Raw genomic sequence first — 15349 nt, forward strand, 5'->3', positions numbered from 1 at the left:
TCAGAAAGCGAGCCACCCCATGTCCATGTTCTCGATCTTCAACGTGTCCGGCAGCGCCATCAGCGCGCAGTCGCAACGGCTCAACGTGGTGGCCAGCAACCTGGCCAATGTGGATGCAGTGGCCGGTCCCGACGGTCAGGCCTACAAGGCACGCCAGGTGGTGTTCCAGACAGCGCCGATGGGCGCCGACAGCTCTGCAGGCGTCAAGGTCAGCGGCATCAGCGAAAGCAACGTGCCGGGCCGGCGTGTGCACGATCCCAGCCACCCCTCGGCGGACGCCGAGGGCTATGTGACCCACTCCAACGTCAATGCCGTGGAGGAGATGGTCAACATGATCTCCGCCTCGCGCTCGTACCAGAACAACGTCGAGGTCATGAACACGGCCAAGTCGCTGCTCCTCAAGACCCTGCAGATGGGCCAGTAATTCCCGGGAGACCCCACCATGATTGTCAGCAGCGCCACCAACACCACGCCTACGGCGGACTCGTCCAGCACGAAAACCAACTCGGCCACCGACCCGGCAGCCGCGCAGGACCGCTTCTTGAAACTGCTGGTGGCGCAGCTGAATAACCAAGACCCCATGAATCCGCTGGATAACGCCCAAATGACATCACAGATCGCACAGATCAACACTGTGACGGGCGTTCAGCAGCTCAACGAAACCGTCAAGTCCTTGGCAAGCCAATTCGCCGCTCAGCAACTGATGCAAGGTAGCAATATGGTGGGCCGGCAGGTGCTCGTGGAGGGCAACACGATGACCGTGGACGAGACCAGCAAGAAAGCCACTGGCGCATTTGATTTGGCGGGCTCCGCCGCCAGTGTGACCGTGCAGGTGCTCGACCCGACAGGCAAGCAAGTGGGTGTTGTCGAGATGGGCTCACTGCCCGCAGGGCGTTACAACTTCAGCTGGGACGCCGCGCAGTACCAAGGTGACGCCAATGTGCGATTCAAGGTGGTCGCCAACAACGCCAAGGCAGTCGTAGGAGCTACGCCGCTGGCCGTGGACAAAGTGGTCGCCGTGAGCATGGATGGCGGCAAGCTCCAGCTGCAACTCGGGCGCGGGGGCGTTGCCACACAGGATGGCATCAAAGCGATTTTGTAATTTCCCAGACTTTCCACCAGGAGCACCAATATGTCATTCCAACATGGCCTCTCAGGCCTCAACGCTTCCAGCAAAAACCTGGATGTGATCGGCCACAATATCGCCAACTCTGGGACCACCGGGTTCAAGGCATCCCGCGCCGAGTTCGCGGAAATGGTGGCCGCATCCATGGGTGCTGGTGGCGGAAACTATGGCATCGGCGTCGAAGTGGCCGCAGTTTCACAACAATTCTCGCAAGGCAACATCACCGTAACCGGCAACAACCTGGACGTAGCCATCAATGGCAACGGATTTTTCAAGGTCATGCAGACCGATGGTTCTGCGGCCTACACCCGCGCTGGCAACTTCAAGCTCGACAAAAACGGCGATCTGGTGACCAATACCAGCGCCAAAGTCATGGGCTTCAAGGTGGACCCGACCACCGGCCTGAGCACCTCCGAAGCCACCCCCCTGAGCTTTCCCACAGGCGCGCCGATCCAAGCTAAGCAGACCGACAACATTACCGCCACGTTGAACCTGGATGCGCGCGCCAACGATGCCGTCGGGGTGCCCGCCGATCCTGGCCCACCACCCGTCCCCGCCATTCCACCAACACCGCGATCCACCTACGGCACTTCGATCAATGTGTACGACACCCAGGGTGTCGCCGTACCCGTCAATCTTTATTTCGAGAAGAACGGATCGAATACTTGGGATGTCTTCACGAGCCTGGATCCGGCAGCCACCTCCGTAGGTACCGTCGTCTTCGATGGCAATGGCGTGTATGACATCACAGCCAACACCCCCATCACCATTCAAGTGGACCCCGTCGCGACCAACCCGAACAACCCACCTGCCCCTTGGGACGTCACCCTCGACCTGTCGAATTGCACCCAGTTTGGCAGCAAATTTGCTGTGGCAGACCTCAAGCAGGACGGCTACGCATCGGGCGACCTCACAAGCATCAACATTTCCAACGACGGTATGGTCATGGCCAGTTACTCCAACGGCGTGACACGCGCCGAGGCGCAAGTGGCGCTGGCAAACTTCCGCAACCCCCAAGGCCTGCTCTCGGTGGGAGGAAACAACTGGGTGGAGTCTTTCGATTCTGGCCCAGCCGTCCTTGGCAAGCCCGGGGACGGTAATTTCGGCGCCCTGCGCTCGGGCGCCCTGGAAGACTCCAACGTGGACCTCACCGCCGAGCTGGTGAACATGATGACCGCCCAGCGCGCTTACCAGGCCAACGCACAGACCATCAAGACGCAAGACCAGGTGATGTCCACCCTGGTGAACCTGCGCTGATCGGCTGACCGCCCCTACTGAACCCGCCCAGGACCCCGGAGAGCCCCCATGGACCGCATCATCTACACCTCGATGACAGGCGCCAACGCCGCTGCCCACCGGCAGGCGGTGCTGTCCAACAACCTCGCCAATGTGTCCACCGGCGGGTTCCGCGCCGAGATGTCCACCTTCCGCTCGGTGCCGCTGCAGGGCGACGGCGCCAAGACGCGCGTGTTTGCGCTGGAGGCCACCTCGGGCTACGTCAATACCCCCGGCCCCGTGCAGCGCACCGGCCGCAATCTCGACGCGATGGCCGCAGGCAACGCCTGGTTTGCCGTGCAGGGCCTGGATGGCACCGAGGCCTACACCCGCGCCGGCAGCTTTGAAGTGTCGGCCACGGGCCAGCTGCTCACCCCCACCGGACTGCCTGTGCTGTCGGATGGCGGCGCGCCCATCGACGTGCCGCCCGGAGCCGATGTGTCGCTCGGGTCGGACGGCACCGTGACCTCCAAGATTCCGGGCCAGCCCGCCCAGGCCATTGGCCGCCTCAAGCTGGCCACGCCCACGCCCGAAGATCCGCTCAAACGCGGCGACGACGGGCTGTTCCGCACCACCTCGGGCGACCCCATGCCCAACGACGCCAACGCCCGCATGCTGTCGGGCGCGCTGGAGGGATCGAACGTGAACCCGGTCGAATGCATGGTTGGAATGATCGCTGCATCACGCCAGTTCGAGCAGCAGATGAAGCTGCTGCAGACCGCCGAAACCAACGACAAGACCGCCAGCCAGTTGCTGAGCATGAACGGCTGATGCCGCTGCCCCACCCTGCACGCACCCGCCAAAAGGAAGCACCATGATCAACTCCCTCTGGATCGCCAAGACCGGCATGTCTGCCCAGCAGACCCAGCTCGACGTCATCTCGCACAACCTGGCCAACGTCTCCACCACCGGCTACAAGCGCAACAACGCGGTGTTCGAAGACCTGATCTACCAGAACCTGCGCCAGGTGGGCGCCAATACCACCGAGCAGAACCAGCTGCCCACCGGCCTGCACCTGGGCCTGGGCGTGCGCACGGTGGCCACCAGCCGCAACTTCATGCAGGGCAGCCTGCAGGAGTCCAAGAACAACCTGGATGTCGCCATCAACGGCAACGGCTTCTTTGAAGTGACCATGCCCGATGGCACCGTGGGCTACACCCGCGATGGCTCGTTCCAGGTCGATGCCCAGGGCCGCATGGTCACATCCAGCGGGCTGCCTGTGGTCAACGGCATCACCATTCCGGCCAACGCCACCAGCGTCACCATCAGCGCTGAAGGCGCCGTGGCCGTGACCGTGCCGGGCAACACACAGCCGCAGACGGTGGGCAACCTGGCCATGGCCAGCTTCATCAACCCGGCCGGCCTGGAGCCCATCGGGCAGAACCTGTTCAAGGAATCCGCTGCGTCCGGCCAGCCCCAGCAAGGCACCCCCGGCACGAACGGCCTGGGCATCATCAAGCAAGGGTTTCTGGAAGCCTCCAACGTCAACGTGGTGGAAGAGCTGGTCACCATGATCCAGACCCAACGCGCCTACGAGATGAATTCCAAGGCCATCCAGACCTCGGACCAGATGCTGGCCAAGCTGGCCCAGCTGTGACCTCCCTTGTGACCGCCCGTTTGCCCGCGCTTTCGCCCAGGACCTCCGCCATGCGCACTTTCACACGCTCCCTTCGCCTGCTGCAGGCACTTGGCTCGCTGCACGCGGGCGTTCCCGCCCTGGGCGCAGCACTGCTGTGCGCTGGTTGTGCCAGCCTGTCGCCACCGCCGCCGGTGGACATCCTGCCCACCACCCCGCCCCCGCTGGCCGCTGCACCGCGCACCCCGCCCCCGGTGACGGGCGGACTGTTCCACAACGCCAGCTACCGCCCCGCGTTTGAAGACCGGCGCGCGCGCCTGGTGGGCGACAACGTGACCATCCAGATCGTGGAAAACGTGACGGCCAGCCAGAAGTCGTCGTCCACGGTGGACCGCACCTCTGAAGTCTCTGCTGGCGTGACGGCCCTGCCCTTCACCAGCAAGACCTTCACCGACAAGCTGGGCGTTGGCGCCAATTCGGGCAATGCGTTCTCCGGCAAGGGCGGCACCGAAAGCGCCAACACCTTCACCGGCTCCATCACCGCCACGGTGGTGGATGTGCTGCCCAACGGGCACCTGGTCATCACCGGCGAGAAGCAGATCGGCGTGAACCAGAACGTGGATGTGCTGCGCTTTTCGGGCACGGTGGACCCCCGCGCGCTACAACCCGGCAGCATCGTGAACTCGACCCAGGTGGCCAACGTGCGCGTCGAATCGCGCGGACGCGGCGCACAGAACGAAGCCCAGGCCATGGGCTGGATGGGCCGGTTCTTCAACACCGTCACGCCGTTCTGACCAGCCCGGGCGCCCTGAGTGCGCCCAGTGCGCCCATGCCCCCAGTCCTTCCGGCATCTGACGGAAGGCTGGGCGTTGCCTTTGTTCACTACGAATTTGATAGCTATCAGCGCATATTGCACTAGCGCTTCTGGCCATTTTTGCTCAAAAATGGCCTGTCAGACCGCTCGCAGGCCGTGCCTACGCCCCCCTTGCCAACGCGGCTAAGGACCCAGCCAATAAGCCGGTGAACCCGCTTCTTTTTGGGTTTTAGTTCTGGCCATGGCCCACCACAATGGATGCCATGAAAGCCTCGTCCCACTCCCCCCTGACCCGCACGGCGCGCGCGCTGTGGCTGCTGCTGGCCCTGGCGGCCGCAGGTCTGGCAACGCCTGCACAGGCCTTGCGCATCAAGGAAGTGGCGGCAGTGCAGGGCGTGCGCAGCAACCAGCTGACGGGCTACGGCCTGGTCGTGGGGCTGGACGGCACGGGCGACCAGACCACGCAGATGCCCTACACCACGCAGGCCATGTCCAACTACCTGCAGCAGATGGGCATCAGCCTGCCCCCCGGCACGGCGTCGCAGTTGCAGCTCAAGAACGTAGCGGCGGTAATCGTCACGGCGCAACTGCCCGCCTTTGCCCAGCCGGGCCAGCAAATCGACGTGAACGTTTCGTCCATGGGCAACGCCAAATCGCTCAAGGGCGGCACACTCATCGTCACACCGCTGCGTGGCGCGGACGGCGAGATCTATGCGCTGGCCCAGGGCAACATGGTGGTGGGCGGTGCAGGCGCATCGTCCGGTGGCAGCAAGGTGCAGATCAACCACCTGAGCGCCGGCCGCATTCCGCTGGGTGCGCAGGTGGAGCGGGCCGTGCCCACCCCCCTGAACGAAGGCGACACCATCAACCTGGGCCTGAACGCCTCGGACTTCCAGACTGCCCGCCGCGTGGCGCAGGTGATCAACGCCAAGCTGGGCAACGGCCTGGCCACCGCGCTGGACGGCCGCACGGTGCAGGTGCGCGCGCCCATCGACCCCGGCGCCCGCGTGGGCTTCATTGCCGACCTGGAAGAGCTGCCGCTCGAAACCTCCACCCCCTCGGCCAAGGTCGTCATCAATGCCCGCACGGGCTCGGTGGTGCTCAACCAGGCGGTCACGCTGGGGCCTTGCGCCATCGCCCACGGCAACCTGTCGATCACCATCAGCAGCACGCCCGTCATCAGCCAGCCCAACCCGCTCTCGCAAGGGCAGACGGTGGTCACGCAAAAGAGCGACATCACCATCAACCAGGAACCGGGCAACGTGATCCAGATGCCTGCGTCGCCACAGCTGGCCGACGTGGTCAAGGCCCTCAACACGCTGGGCGCCACGCCCGGAGACCTGCTGGCCATCCTGCAGGCCATCAAGGCCGCCGGCGCGCTCAACGCCGAGCTGGAGGTGATCTGACATGGCCCGCCCTGCTGCCGCTGCGTGCGCCATCCACCGGGAGCGACCATGGCCCTGACCCTGCCCTCGTCCAGCACCACCAGCCCGTCGAACGCGCTGGCCGTCGATATCCGCTCGCTCAACTCCCTCAAGTACGAAGCGGGCACCGCCAACAGCGCACAGGTCACGCGCGAAGCGGCCAAGCAGTTTGAATCGCTGTTCATGCGCGAACTCATCAAAAGCATGCGCGACGCCACGATGAAGTCCGGCCTCATGGAAGGCGAGCAGGCCAACCTGGGCCAGGACATGCTGGACCAGCAGCTATCGGTCAACATGTCGGGCCTGCAGGGCGGTCTATCAGAAGCCATCGCCCGCCAGCTCTCGCGCCAAATGGGCGGTGCGGACACCAACTTCTCGGTGCCGTCCACGCTCAGCTTGCCGCAGGCACAGAACCGGTCGGCGGCTTCCGCCACCACTTCGTCCGTCGATACCACCCTGCCAGTGCCCAAGGGCCGCGAAGGCTTTGTGCAGCACCTCAGCGGCACCGCCGAGCGCGTGGCGCAGGAAAGCGGGATTCCCGCCAGCTTCATGCTGGGCCAGGCCGGGCACGAAACCGGCTGGGGCAAGAGTGAAATCAAGACCGCCAACGGCGGCAACTCGTTCAACCTGTTCGGCATCAAGGCCGGCAAGGGCTGGACCGGCAAGGTGGCCGAGATCACGACCACCGAATACATCAACGGCACTCCGCGCAAGGTGGTGGCCAAGTTCCGCGCGTATGACTCGTACGAGGACTCGTTCCGCGACTACGCCAAGCTCATCACCGACAACCCGCGCTACGAGAAAGCCCAGGCCACCGCCAAGACGGGTTCTGCCGTGGCCTATGCGGCCGAGCTGCAAAAGGCCGGATACGCCACCGACCCCGAGTACGCCAAGAAGCTCAGCGGCGCCATCAACAGCGCACTGCGCGTACAGCGCGCCCAGGCGTGATGGACGAGAAGAACCGAGGTAAGCCATGAGTCTGCTCAACGTCGGCGCCCGCGCCCTGCTGGCCAACCAGGTGGCCTTGCAGACGGCAGGCCACAACATTGCCAACGTCAGCACGGCGGGATATTCCCGCCAGAGTGTGGTTCTGCAAACCGTGCAGGGGCAGTTCACGGGCGGAGGTTACATCGGCAAAGGTGTCGAGGTGGCTACCGTGCTACGCAACCACAGCGAACTGCTGACTCGCCAAGCTACTGCTGCTGCCGCTATTGATGCAGGAGATACCTCAAGGCTGGAGCGCCTGCGCCAGCTGCAAGACGTCTTTAGCGGCGGTGAAAGCGGTATCGGCATTTCAGTCAACCAAATGATGAACGCGCTGTCTGATGTGGTCAACAGCCCCATGGATCTGACGGCACGCAACGTGGCGCTCACCCGGATGGACGAACTTGCATCACGGATGCGCGATGCCTCACAGCGCCTGGACGAGATTGGCTACACGGTGCAGGAACAGTTCAAGGGCAGCATATTCGCTGTGAACAATCTGGCGAAGAACATCGCAGAAGTCAATGGACAGATCGCCCGCGCCAAGGGCAACGGCCAGCCCGCCAACGATCTGCTCGACCGGCGCGACCAACTGATCCGAGAAATCAACCAACATATACAGACATCGCAAGTGGAGGCCGACGACGGCTCGGTCAGCGTTTTTGTGGCGGGAAGCCAGCCGCTGGTGCTCGGCGACAAGGCGGCCTCGCTCTCTATTGATAACCCCGCCGACTTTGGCGCTGGCAGCGGGCGCAAGGTACTCAATTTTGTTGCGCCAGGCTCTTCAGTAAAGGTCGAACTGAACGAAAGCATGCTGGGAGGCGGCGAAATAGCGGGCCTATTGCGCTTTCAGAACAACGATCTGGCTGAAGGGCGTAATCTGCTGGGCCGCATGGCCGTGGCCATCAGTGAGTCCATGAACCAGCAAAACAGGTTGGGCCTCACGCTGGATGGGCAGGTGGGAGACAACCTGTTCGCCCCCATCGCCCTCGGAAATGCCGTTCCTAGCAGTACGAACAGCTCTTCCGTCGACCTGTCTCTGACCGTGACAGATCCAACCCTGTTACAGGCATCCAACTACACCATCGACTTCACAGCTCCCGACGCCGGCTCGGTCACACGCCAATCGGATGGGAAGGTATTTGCGTTCAACGGTTCAGGGCTCCCCCCTGTCACTGTGTCAGACATCTTCGCGGCCCAGGGCTTGGGAGTCGCACTATCCGGCCCCCCCAACCCTGGTGACCGCTACATGATCACCGCCTTACAGGGAGCGGCCGCCGAATTCAAGGCCTTGCAATACTCGCCGGTGGACCTGGCCGCTGCCAATCCTGTGAACGCTGCGATGGGTCCCACCAACCAAGGCAACCTACAGCTAGTGGGCCTCAAAGCGCTGAGCAATCCACCTGGCACCACAGTACCAGTGACCATCACATTTGACAGCCCCAGCACCTACACTCGCTCGGATATTGCTGGAACGTTCACCTACACCCCCGGCCAACCCATCACCTACGACAACGCCACCCCGCCCACGGGCTGGTCTCTGACCGTGACGGGCACGCCGCGTGTGGGCGACACCATCACCCTGGACGACTCTCTGGATCCAGCCTATGGCGATTGGTACAAACGCGATGCGGGTAATGCCCGCTCACTGATGAATCTGCGCGACGTACCCATGTTCGATGGAGCTACGCTATCCGACGGTTTTGCCAGCGCCATCGCGCAAGTTGGCACCCGAACACAAAGCGCGACATTTGCGGCCGAGTTGTCCTCCTCCATCGCCAGTAACCTGGAACGTGACCGTACCGCCGTCTCAGGCGTCAACCTCGACGAGGAGGCAGCACGCCTGATTCAGTACCAGCAGGCCTACCAAGCGTCTGCAAAGATGATTCAGATCGCGCAGAATATCTTCGACACTTTGATAGCAGGGCTGGCGCGCTGACCCGTCCCGAAAGGAGTCCGTCATGAGCAACTCTTTGTACCGGCTTAGCACGGCCAACCAGTTTGACAGCGCGCTGCGCAACCTCAGCCAGCGCCAAACGGCCTTGTCTAACCTGCAAGAGAACCTCACCTCAGGTAAACGCGTCGTGCGCGCGAGCGACGACCCCGTGGCCGCCGCGCAGGCCGAACGCGCACTCACGCGCCTCAAAAGAAACGACACAGACCTGCGCGCATTGGACATGCAGCGCAACACCATGGCATTGGCCGAATCCACCTTGGGCGAGGCAGGAGACGCCATGCAGGCCTTTCGTGAGTTGGTAGTCAGCGCAGGCAACGGCACACACACGCAGACAGAACGCGATGCGATCCTGCAGCAACTCGTGAGCCTGCGCGAGCAGATCATGGGCTATGCCAACCGAAAAGACGCCAACGGCCTGCCGCTGTTTCAAGGACTGGGCAGCGCACAGACACCTTTTGGCGGTGTCCCGGCATCGTTCAGCTTCTCTGGACTCCCGGGCCAACACGCCAGCGGGAACATTGAAATCGCCAAAGTGCTCGACGGCGACGCAGCCTGGATGAGCGTACCCACCGGGAATGGGGTGTTTGAAGTCTCCCTCGGTGCGGGCAATACCGGCAAAGCTTGGACCGATGTGGGACAAGTGACGGATCCTTCGGCTCTGACAGGCCACAACTACAGCATTCAGTTTTCGGTGGTGGGAGGCGTGACCACCTACGACGTCATCGATAACGACGCCGTCTCCACGGTGCTCACAGGCCAGCCCTATACGCCGCCAACGACCATTGCCTTTGATGGCTTGCAGCTGAAGGTATCAGGGGTACCGGCAGACAATGATCGTTTCGACCTCGGACCCAGCCAAAACTCCAATGTCTTTCAGGTGCTGGAGGATGCCATTGGTGCTATCCGCAACGCAGGCAAACTCGACGGCAGTACCTCGTACGGTAGCCTGACGCACGGCATCACCCGTGGACTGGCCGAAATCGACGCTGCCATGAACCGGCTTCAGACTTCTCGCGGATTGGCAGGTGACCTGCTCAACCGAGCCGACCGCATTGAAGGAGAGCTGGACACACGCAACGTTCAGCTTGAGGATGATCGCTCACGCGCCGAAGACCTCGATATGATCAAAGGAGTGTCAGACTTCCAGAATCAGCAGGTTGGTTACGAGGCAGCACTCAAGTCATACTCGATGACACAAAAACTCTCGCTTTTCAACTTCATTGCTTAATGGTGCAATCCGTCCTAGGTAGTCTGATCCTGGGCTACCGCCCTCTGTGGAACCGAGCCCGCAAACTCGCAGGCATCCAGCTGTACGCCCACAACGAGGCCTCGGCCACCGTCGATGGCGGCCACCTGCTGCGCACGCTGCAGGAGCTGTGGTCGGCCAGCTCGCCGCCGCTGCTGATCTCGGCACAGACCCGCCAGCTGCTGTGCGACCTGCTCGAAAACGCCCCGCGTGCCGCGCCATGGATCGAGGTGCGCGGCGAGTGGCTGTCGGACTCGGCCATTTATGACCGCGTGAAGGCCGCGCACCAGCGCGGTCTGCGCCTGGTGTGGCGTGGCGACATGGACAAGTTGCCCGAACCCGAGATAGCCCGCTGCTTTGACAACAGCCTGCTGACACTGCGCCCCGCAGACGCCGTGGCTGCATTGCAGACCACACCGCCCCGCCCCGGCAGCGCCGCAGCCGCTGCGCCCCCACCGGCGGCCAAGCGCGCTCCCAGCCCGGTGCTGGCTGGCCAGATGTACGAAAACATCGCCAGCCGGGCCCTCATGGAACACTGCCTGGACCACGGCAACGCGATGGCCCTGGCCGGCTGGCCGACCGAGGACGTGCTCTACAGCCTGCGCCACCACCCGCAGCAGCCGTCGCACGCGGTGATCTTCAAGCTCATGAAGGCCATCGACGACGAGCAGTCGTTGGAGACGTTTGAAGACATCATGGGCGAGGACCCGCTGCTCGCCTACCGCTTCATGGTCTACACCAACTCGGCCGCGCTCGGCCTGCGCACCGGCATCGATTCGCTGCGCCGGGGCCTGGTGATGATGGGCTACAGCTCCATCAAGCGCTGGCTGTCCGACCAGCTGCCCCATGCGAGCACCGAGGCCAACATGCAGCCCGTGCGCGAAGCCATGGTGATGCGCGCCCAGCTCACGGCACGGCTGCTGGACGCGGGCATCGAGAACGACCTGCGCCGCGAGATCTACCTGTGCGGCCTGCTCTCCCAGCTCGACGAGCTGCTGGGCGAGCCCCTCGGCACCATCCTCAAGCGCCTGCCCCTGTCCGAACGCATCTACGACGCCACGGTGCTGCGCACCGGCCCTTACACCGGCGGCCTGCAGATGGCCTGTGCGCTGGAGACCGACGATGCCAGCGCCATTCGCCAGCTGTGCGAGACCTTCGAGATGGACCTCGAAGAGGTCAATCGCGCGCTGCTGCGGGTGTTGTCTGATCTGGAAGTGGAAAGAAAATAAGCCCTGCCGAGCAGCTGCGCGTGTCCTCCCCAGAGGCTGCCTCCCGTTGCCCCAACGAGGAGCCCGCTTCGCACGACGGGGCCGCGCTCAGCGACTCACCGGGCCTGCTCGTCGCGCACCCGTGCAAAGATCTTCCAGAACGCCGCCTCCTGCGTCGTCGCAAAGTTGATGCGCATGAGGGTGCTGGGTTTGCGCTCGGCATGGAACAGGGCGCCGGGCGCCAGCAGGTAGCCCTCGTCCAGCATGCGCTGGGACAGCGCATCGGTGTCCACCCCGGTCTCCACCCAGCCAAACAGGCCCACCGGCTCGGCCGCAAAGGTGCAGCCCGCCCCGAGGGCCAGCTTCACGCTGCGCGCGCGCGCCGCATCCAGCCGGGTGCGAATGCGTTCGGCGTGGCGGCGCAGCTGGCCCTGCTCGATGCACAAGGCCAGGGCTTTTTCCAGCAGCGCGGGTGTGGTCAGCGTGGCCAGCAGCTTGGTGTCGAGCAACTGCTCCACCAGCGCGGGCGGCGCGGCCATGAAGCCGATGCGCCAGTTTGGCGCGAGGATCTTGGCAAAGCCGCTCACGTAGATGGTGCGTTGCAGGCCATCCAGCGCCGTGAGGCGCGTGGCGTGCTCGGGCGCAATGTGGCTGTAGGTGTCGTCCTCCACCACATGGAAGTTGTGCTGGTTGGCCAGTTGCAGCACGCGGTGGGCGCTGCCCGGCGTGAGGCAATAACCCGTGGGGTTGTGGAACACGCTCACGCTGACGTAAAGCTTGGGCTTGTGCACCTCGCAGTAGCGCGCCATCACCTCCAGGTCCGGGCCATCGGCGCGGCGCGGCACGGGCAGGATGTGCATGCCAAGCGCCGCCAGGCGCGCAAACTCCACCGCCCAGCCGGGCTCCTCCACCATCACCGGGTCGCCCGGGCGCAGCAGGGTGCGGCTCACGATGTCGAGCGCATGGGTGGCCCCCACGGTGGTGATGATGTTCTCGGGCACCGTGTGCACGTTGAGCGTGGACAGCTTCTTGGCCAGCACACGCCTCAGGCCTGCATCGCCCAGCGGCTCGCCGTATTGCAGCGAGAAGTCCTGCAGGGCCCGTGAGTTGGTGACCTTGCGCACGGCTGCAGGCATGAAAGTGGACTCCAGCCAGTCGGGCGGAAAGACCCCCATGCCGGGCTGGGGCTTGTCGCTGATCTTGTGGAACATGCCCCGGATCAGCGCCGTGGCGTTGACGGGCGACACGCCTGGGCCCGCGCGCCCCGCCGCGCGCGCTGCAAACCAGTGTGCCGTGCTCCAGTTGGCGGCCGCACTCTCCAGCCCGGGGTCCACAGGGTGGGCGTCCTGGTCGTCGGCAGCATGGGCCGCGCGGCCACTTTCGCGCACAAAAAAGCCCCGGTTCTTGCGCGCCTCCACCAGCCCCTGGGCCAGCAGCTGGTCATAAGCCGCCACCACGGTAGACGGGCTCACCCCGTTTTGCTGCGCGCACTGGCGCACCGACGGCAGGCGCGCGCCGGGCGCCAGCAGGCGGTTGCGGATGCGCTCCGAGATCCGGGCCGACAACTGCTCGGTGAGCGACTGGGTGGAGGATTTCATCAGCATGGCAAGGCCCCGGGTGGTGTACTGTCTTCGCAACCAATACAGATTCAATACTGCGCTGAATGACTGTACTGGTCATGTATTGGTTTGCAAGATTACATTGAACCCACACAACCGACAAGAACCCCTCTGCAATTCCCCATGAGCGTCGCCGAACTCACCGCCCTGCTGCTGTTTTGCACCGCCATGAGCTTTTCGCCGGGGCCCAACACCACCCTGTCCACTGCGCTCGCGGCCAATCTGGGCCTCAAGCGCGCGCTGCGCTTTTGCTTCGCCGTCCCTGCGGGCTGGACGCTGCTCATGCTGGGCAGCGGCCTGGGCCTGGGTGCCCTGATCACCGGCGTGCCAGCCTTGCGCTGGGCTGTGACGTTGCTGGGCGTGGCCTACATGCTGTGGCTGGCTTTCAAGCTCAGCCGCGCCGGCCAGATGACGGCCATCGACACCTCGCGCCTGAACGTGACCTTCTGGCAGGGTGTGGGCCTGCAGTTCGTCAACATCAAGGCCTGGATGCTGGCCCTCACGCTCAGCGCAGGCTGGGTGGTCAACGCCGCCGGGCAGCCGGCCTCCAACCCCGGGGAGCGCCTGGCCATCATCTGCGGCGTGATGATGGTGTTTGCCTTCACCAGCAACTTTGTCTATGCGCTGGTGGGCTCGCTGCTGCGCCAGTGGCTGGCGCAGGGCACCCGGCTGCTGTGGTTCAACCGCACGCTGGCACTCGTGCTGGTGCTCACGGCGTACTGGATGCTCACCCTATGAACCGCACACAGGAAAAAGAAGCCCTGCTCTGGGGCCTGGTCGGCGTCACGCTGTTTGCGGCCACCTTGCCCATGACGCGGCTGGCCGTGGGCTCCACCGATGCGCCCCAGTTGTCTCCCTGGTTCGTCACGTTCGGGCGCGCCGCCGTGGCGGGGCTGCTGTCCATCGGCTACCTGCTGTGGCAACGCGCACAGGGGCGCCTGAACCTGCCAGTGCGCGCCGAGTGGCCGCTGCTGGGCATCACAGCGTTCGGCGTGATCGTGGGCTTCCCGTTGTTTCTGGCGCTGGCACTGCGCCACGTGCCCAGCACCCATGGCGCGGTGGTCACCGCGCTGCTGCCACTGTCCACCGCCCTGCTGGGTGCGCTGTGGTACCGGCAGCGGCCCTCGGCAGGCTTCTGGGCCTGTGCGGTACTGGGCAGCGGGCTGGTACTGGGCTTCATGGTGTGGCGCGCAGGCGGCCTGTACCTGGGCGCGGCCAACGTCTACCTGCTGATTGCCATGACCACGGGCGCTTTGGGCTACATCGGCGGCGCCCGCCTCACGCCCCGGCTGGGTGCCGAGCAGGTCATCTGCTGGGTGCTGGTGTGCAGCCTGCCCCTCACGCTGCCCGTGGCCTGGTGGTTTGCGCCGGCCATGCCCTCCAGCATTGGCGCGATGAGCTGGGCAGGCTTTCTTTACGTGGCGCTGTTCTCGATGTGGATCGGCTTCTTTGCGTGGTACCGCGCACTGGCGCTGGGTGCCGTGCGGGTCAGCCAGATCCAGCTCATTCAGCCCTTTTTGAGCCTGCTGTTTGCGGTGCCGCTGCTGGGTGAACACCTCGATACCGTGACCCTGGTGTTTGCCGTGGCCGTGATCGCCACCGTCTTCATGGGCAAACGGATGCCCATTCAACAACGAGGAGCCCCCGCATGAGTGCCATCACCCCGGAGCAGCGACTGCAACAGTTGGGTCTGGTGCTGCCCACCGTGTCCGCCCCGCGCGGCAACTTCGATGCCTATGTGCTGGACGGCCACACGCTGTACCTGTCGGGCAAGGGATCGCCCCTGCGCAACGACATGGCGGTGGTACCCAAGGTGGGCCGCGAGATCAGCACGGACGAGGCTCGCCAGCACGCCCGCGACGTAGGCCTGCACCTGATTGCCACGATGCAGGCAGCCCTCGGAGACTTGTCGCGCGTGCGCCGCGTGGTCAAGCTGCTGGGCATGGTGAATGCGGTGCCCGACTTCATGCAGCACACCGAGGTCATCAACGGCTGCTCCGACCTGCTGGTGGAAGTGTTTGGAGAAGCGGGGCGGCACGCGCGCTCGGCCGTGGGTGTCGGCTCCTTGCCGCGCGGCTTTGCGGTCGAGATCGAGGCCGTGGTGTCGATCAAGGACTGAA

General features: G+C 64.3%; 15 protein-coding genes. 14 read left to right on the forward strand and 1 reads right to left on the reverse strand.

All coding sequences use genetic code 11. The features are described from left to right. Positions 1 to 19 precede the first annotated feature (19 nt). The 11 genes from flgC (at position 20) to ACODSU_RS14130 (ending at position 11631) form a co-directional block, all read left to right on the forward strand. Positions 20 to 424 (forward strand): flagellar basal body rod protein FlgC, encoded by a 405-nt coding sequence (gene flgC / locus ACODSU_RS14080; RefSeq protein ID WP_015015832.1) that lies wholly within the window; start codon positions 20 to 22, stop codon positions 422 to 424. Positions 425 to 445: 21 nt separating this feature from the next. Continuing rightward, complete coding sequence (locus ACODSU_RS14085) at positions 446 to 1102, forward strand: flagellar hook assembly protein FlgD (protein WP_488842858.1); 657 nt, start codon at positions 446 to 448, stop codon at positions 1100 to 1102. 30 nt (positions 1103 to 1132) lie between these two features. Continuing rightward, positions 1133 to 2383 (forward strand): flagellar hook protein FlgE, encoded by a 1251-nt coding sequence (flgE, locus tag ACODSU_RS14090; protein WP_488842742.1) that lies wholly within the window; start codon positions 1133 to 1135, stop codon positions 2381 to 2383. A 48-nt stretch (positions 2384 to 2431) separates the two neighbouring features. Next, complete coding sequence (gene flgF, locus ACODSU_RS14095) at positions 2432 to 3172, forward strand: flagellar basal-body rod protein FlgF (protein WP_015015835.1); 741 nt, start codon at positions 2432 to 2434, stop codon at positions 3170 to 3172. Between the two features lie 43 nt (positions 3173 to 3215). Continuing rightward, the gene (flgG, locus tag ACODSU_RS14100) at positions 3216 to 3998 is read left to right on the forward strand and encodes a flagellar basal-body rod protein FlgG (RefSeq protein WP_015015836.1); all 783 of its coding nucleotides are present in this window, start codon (positions 3216 to 3218) and stop codon (positions 3996 to 3998) included. Positions 3999 to 4048: 50 nt separating this feature from the next. Beyond that, positions 4049 to 4771 carry a flagellar basal body L-ring protein FlgH gene (locus tag ACODSU_RS14105; protein WP_488842743.1) on the forward strand — a complete coding sequence of 241 codons (723 nt, stop codon included), beginning with the start codon at positions 4049 to 4051 and terminating at the stop codon, positions 4769 to 4771. Positions 4772 to 5054: 283 nt separating this feature from the next. Next, positions 5055 to 6197, forward strand: a complete 1143-nt coding sequence (locus ACODSU_RS14110) for a flagellar basal body P-ring protein FlgI (RefSeq protein WP_015015838.1) — start codon at positions 5055 to 5057, stop codon at positions 6195 to 6197. 48 nt (positions 6198 to 6245) lie between these two features. After that, positions 6246 to 7163 (forward strand): flagellar assembly peptidoglycan hydrolase FlgJ, encoded by a 918-nt coding sequence (gene flgJ / locus ACODSU_RS14115; RefSeq protein WP_110961858.1) that lies wholly within the window; start codon positions 6246 to 6248, stop codon positions 7161 to 7163. A 25-nt stretch (positions 7164 to 7188) separates the two neighbouring features. Further along, the gene (gene flgK / locus ACODSU_RS14120) at positions 7189 to 9138 is read left to right on the forward strand and encodes a flagellar hook-associated protein FlgK (RefSeq protein ID WP_488842744.1); all 1950 of its coding nucleotides are present in this window, start codon (positions 7189 to 7191) and stop codon (positions 9136 to 9138) included. A gap of 22 nt (positions 9139 to 9160) precedes the next feature. Further along, positions 9161 to 10384 carry a flagellar hook-associated protein FlgL gene (gene flgL, locus ACODSU_RS14125; RefSeq protein ID WP_343735603.1) on the forward strand — a complete coding sequence of 408 codons (1224 nt, stop codon included), beginning with the start codon at positions 9161 to 9163 and terminating at the stop codon, positions 10382 to 10384. Next, positions 10384 to 11631, forward strand: coding sequence for an HDOD domain-containing protein (locus ACODSU_RS14130; RefSeq protein ID WP_488842745.1), 1248 nt, complete (start codon positions 10384 to 10386; stop codon positions 11629 to 11631). The genes flgL and ACODSU_RS14130 overlap by 1 nt, the downstream gene beginning before the upstream one ends. Positions 11632 to 11726: 95 nt before the next feature. Here the strand turns inward: ACODSU_RS14130 and ACODSU_RS14135 are convergent, their stop codons facing one another. After that, positions 11727 to 13214: an aminotransferase-like domain-containing protein gene (locus tag ACODSU_RS14135; protein WP_488842746.1), complete on the reverse strand. Its 1488-nt coding sequence runs from the start codon at positions 13212 to 13214 to the stop codon at positions 11727 to 11729. A 138-nt stretch (positions 13215 to 13352) separates the two neighbouring features. On the opposite strand from ACODSU_RS14135, the gene ACODSU_RS14140 reads away from it, so the two are divergent. The 3 genes from ACODSU_RS14140 to ACODSU_RS14150 are packed head-to-tail and all read left to right on the forward strand — an operon-like array spanning position 13353 to position 15348. Beyond that, on the forward strand, positions 13353 to 13967 hold the full coding sequence (locus ACODSU_RS14140) for a LysE family translocator (protein ID WP_343735605.1): 615 nt from the start codon (positions 13353 to 13355) through the stop codon (positions 13965 to 13967). After that, on the forward strand, positions 13964 to 14881 hold the full coding sequence (locus ACODSU_RS14145) for a DMT family transporter (protein ID WP_209820594.1): 918 nt from the start codon (positions 13964 to 13966) through the stop codon (positions 14879 to 14881). Before ACODSU_RS14140 ends, ACODSU_RS14145 begins: the two co-directional genes overlap by 4 nt. After that, on the forward strand, positions 14878 to 15348 hold the full coding sequence (locus tag ACODSU_RS14150; RefSeq protein ID WP_488842747.1) for a RidA family protein: 471 nt from the start codon (positions 14878 to 14880) through the stop codon (positions 15346 to 15348). The genes ACODSU_RS14145 and ACODSU_RS14150 overlap by 4 nt, the downstream gene beginning before the upstream one ends. Position 15349: the final 1 nt, after the last annotated feature.

It is taken from the genome of Acidovorax sp. FG48 (assembly GCF_057809085.1).

Excerpts from the sequence above, each read along its gene's own strand:
- flgC (WP_015015832.1), top strand. The coding sequence starts at position 20 with ATGTCCATGTTCTCGATCTTCAACGTGTCCGGCAGCGCCATCAGCGCG.
- flgE (WP_488842742.1), top strand. The coding sequence starts at position 1,133 with ATGTCATTCCAACATGGCCTCTCAGGCCTCAACGCTTCCAGCAAAAAC.
- flgF (WP_015015835.1), top strand. The coding sequence starts at position 2,432 with ATGGACCGCATCATCTACACCTCGATGACAGGCGCCAACGCCGCTGCC.
- flgG (WP_015015836.1), top strand. The coding sequence starts at position 3,216 with ATGATCAACTCCCTCTGGATCGCCAAGACCGGCATGTCTGCCCAGCAG.
- ACODSU_RS14105 (WP_488842743.1), top strand. The coding sequence starts at position 4,049 with ATGCGCACTTTCACACGCTCCCTTCGCCTGCTGCAGGCACTTGGCTCG.
- ACODSU_RS14110 (WP_015015838.1), top strand. The coding sequence starts at position 5,055 with ATGAAAGCCTCGTCCCACTCCCCCCTGACCCGCACGGCGCGCGCGCTG.
- flgJ (WP_110961858.1), top strand. The coding sequence starts at position 6,246 with ATGGCCCTGACCCTGCCCTCGTCCAGCACCACCAGCCCGTCGAACGCG.
- flgK (WP_488842744.1), top strand. The coding sequence starts at position 7,189 with ATGAGTCTGCTCAACGTCGGCGCCCGCGCCCTGCTGGCCAACCAGGTG.
- flgL (WP_343735603.1), top strand. The coding sequence starts at position 9,161 with ATGAGCAACTCTTTGTACCGGCTTAGCACGGCCAACCAGTTTGACAGC.
- ACODSU_RS14130 (WP_488842745.1), top strand. The coding sequence starts at position 10,384 with ATGGTGCAATCCGTCCTAGGTAGTCTGATCCTGGGCTACCGCCCTCTG.
- ACODSU_RS14135 (WP_488842746.1), bottom strand. The coding sequence starts at position 13,214 with ATGCTGATGAAATCCTCCACCCAGTCGCTCACCGAGCAGTTGTCGGCC.
- ACODSU_RS14140 (WP_343735605.1), top strand. The coding sequence starts at position 13,353 with ATGAGCGTCGCCGAACTCACCGCCCTGCTGCTGTTTTGCACCGCCATG.
- ACODSU_RS14145 (WP_209820594.1), top strand. The coding sequence starts at position 13,964 with ATGAACCGCACACAGGAAAAAGAAGCCCTGCTCTGGGGCCTGGTCGGC.
- ACODSU_RS14150 (WP_488842747.1), top strand. The coding sequence starts at position 14,878 with ATGAGTGCCATCACCCCGGAGCAGCGACTGCAACAGTTGGGTCTGGTG.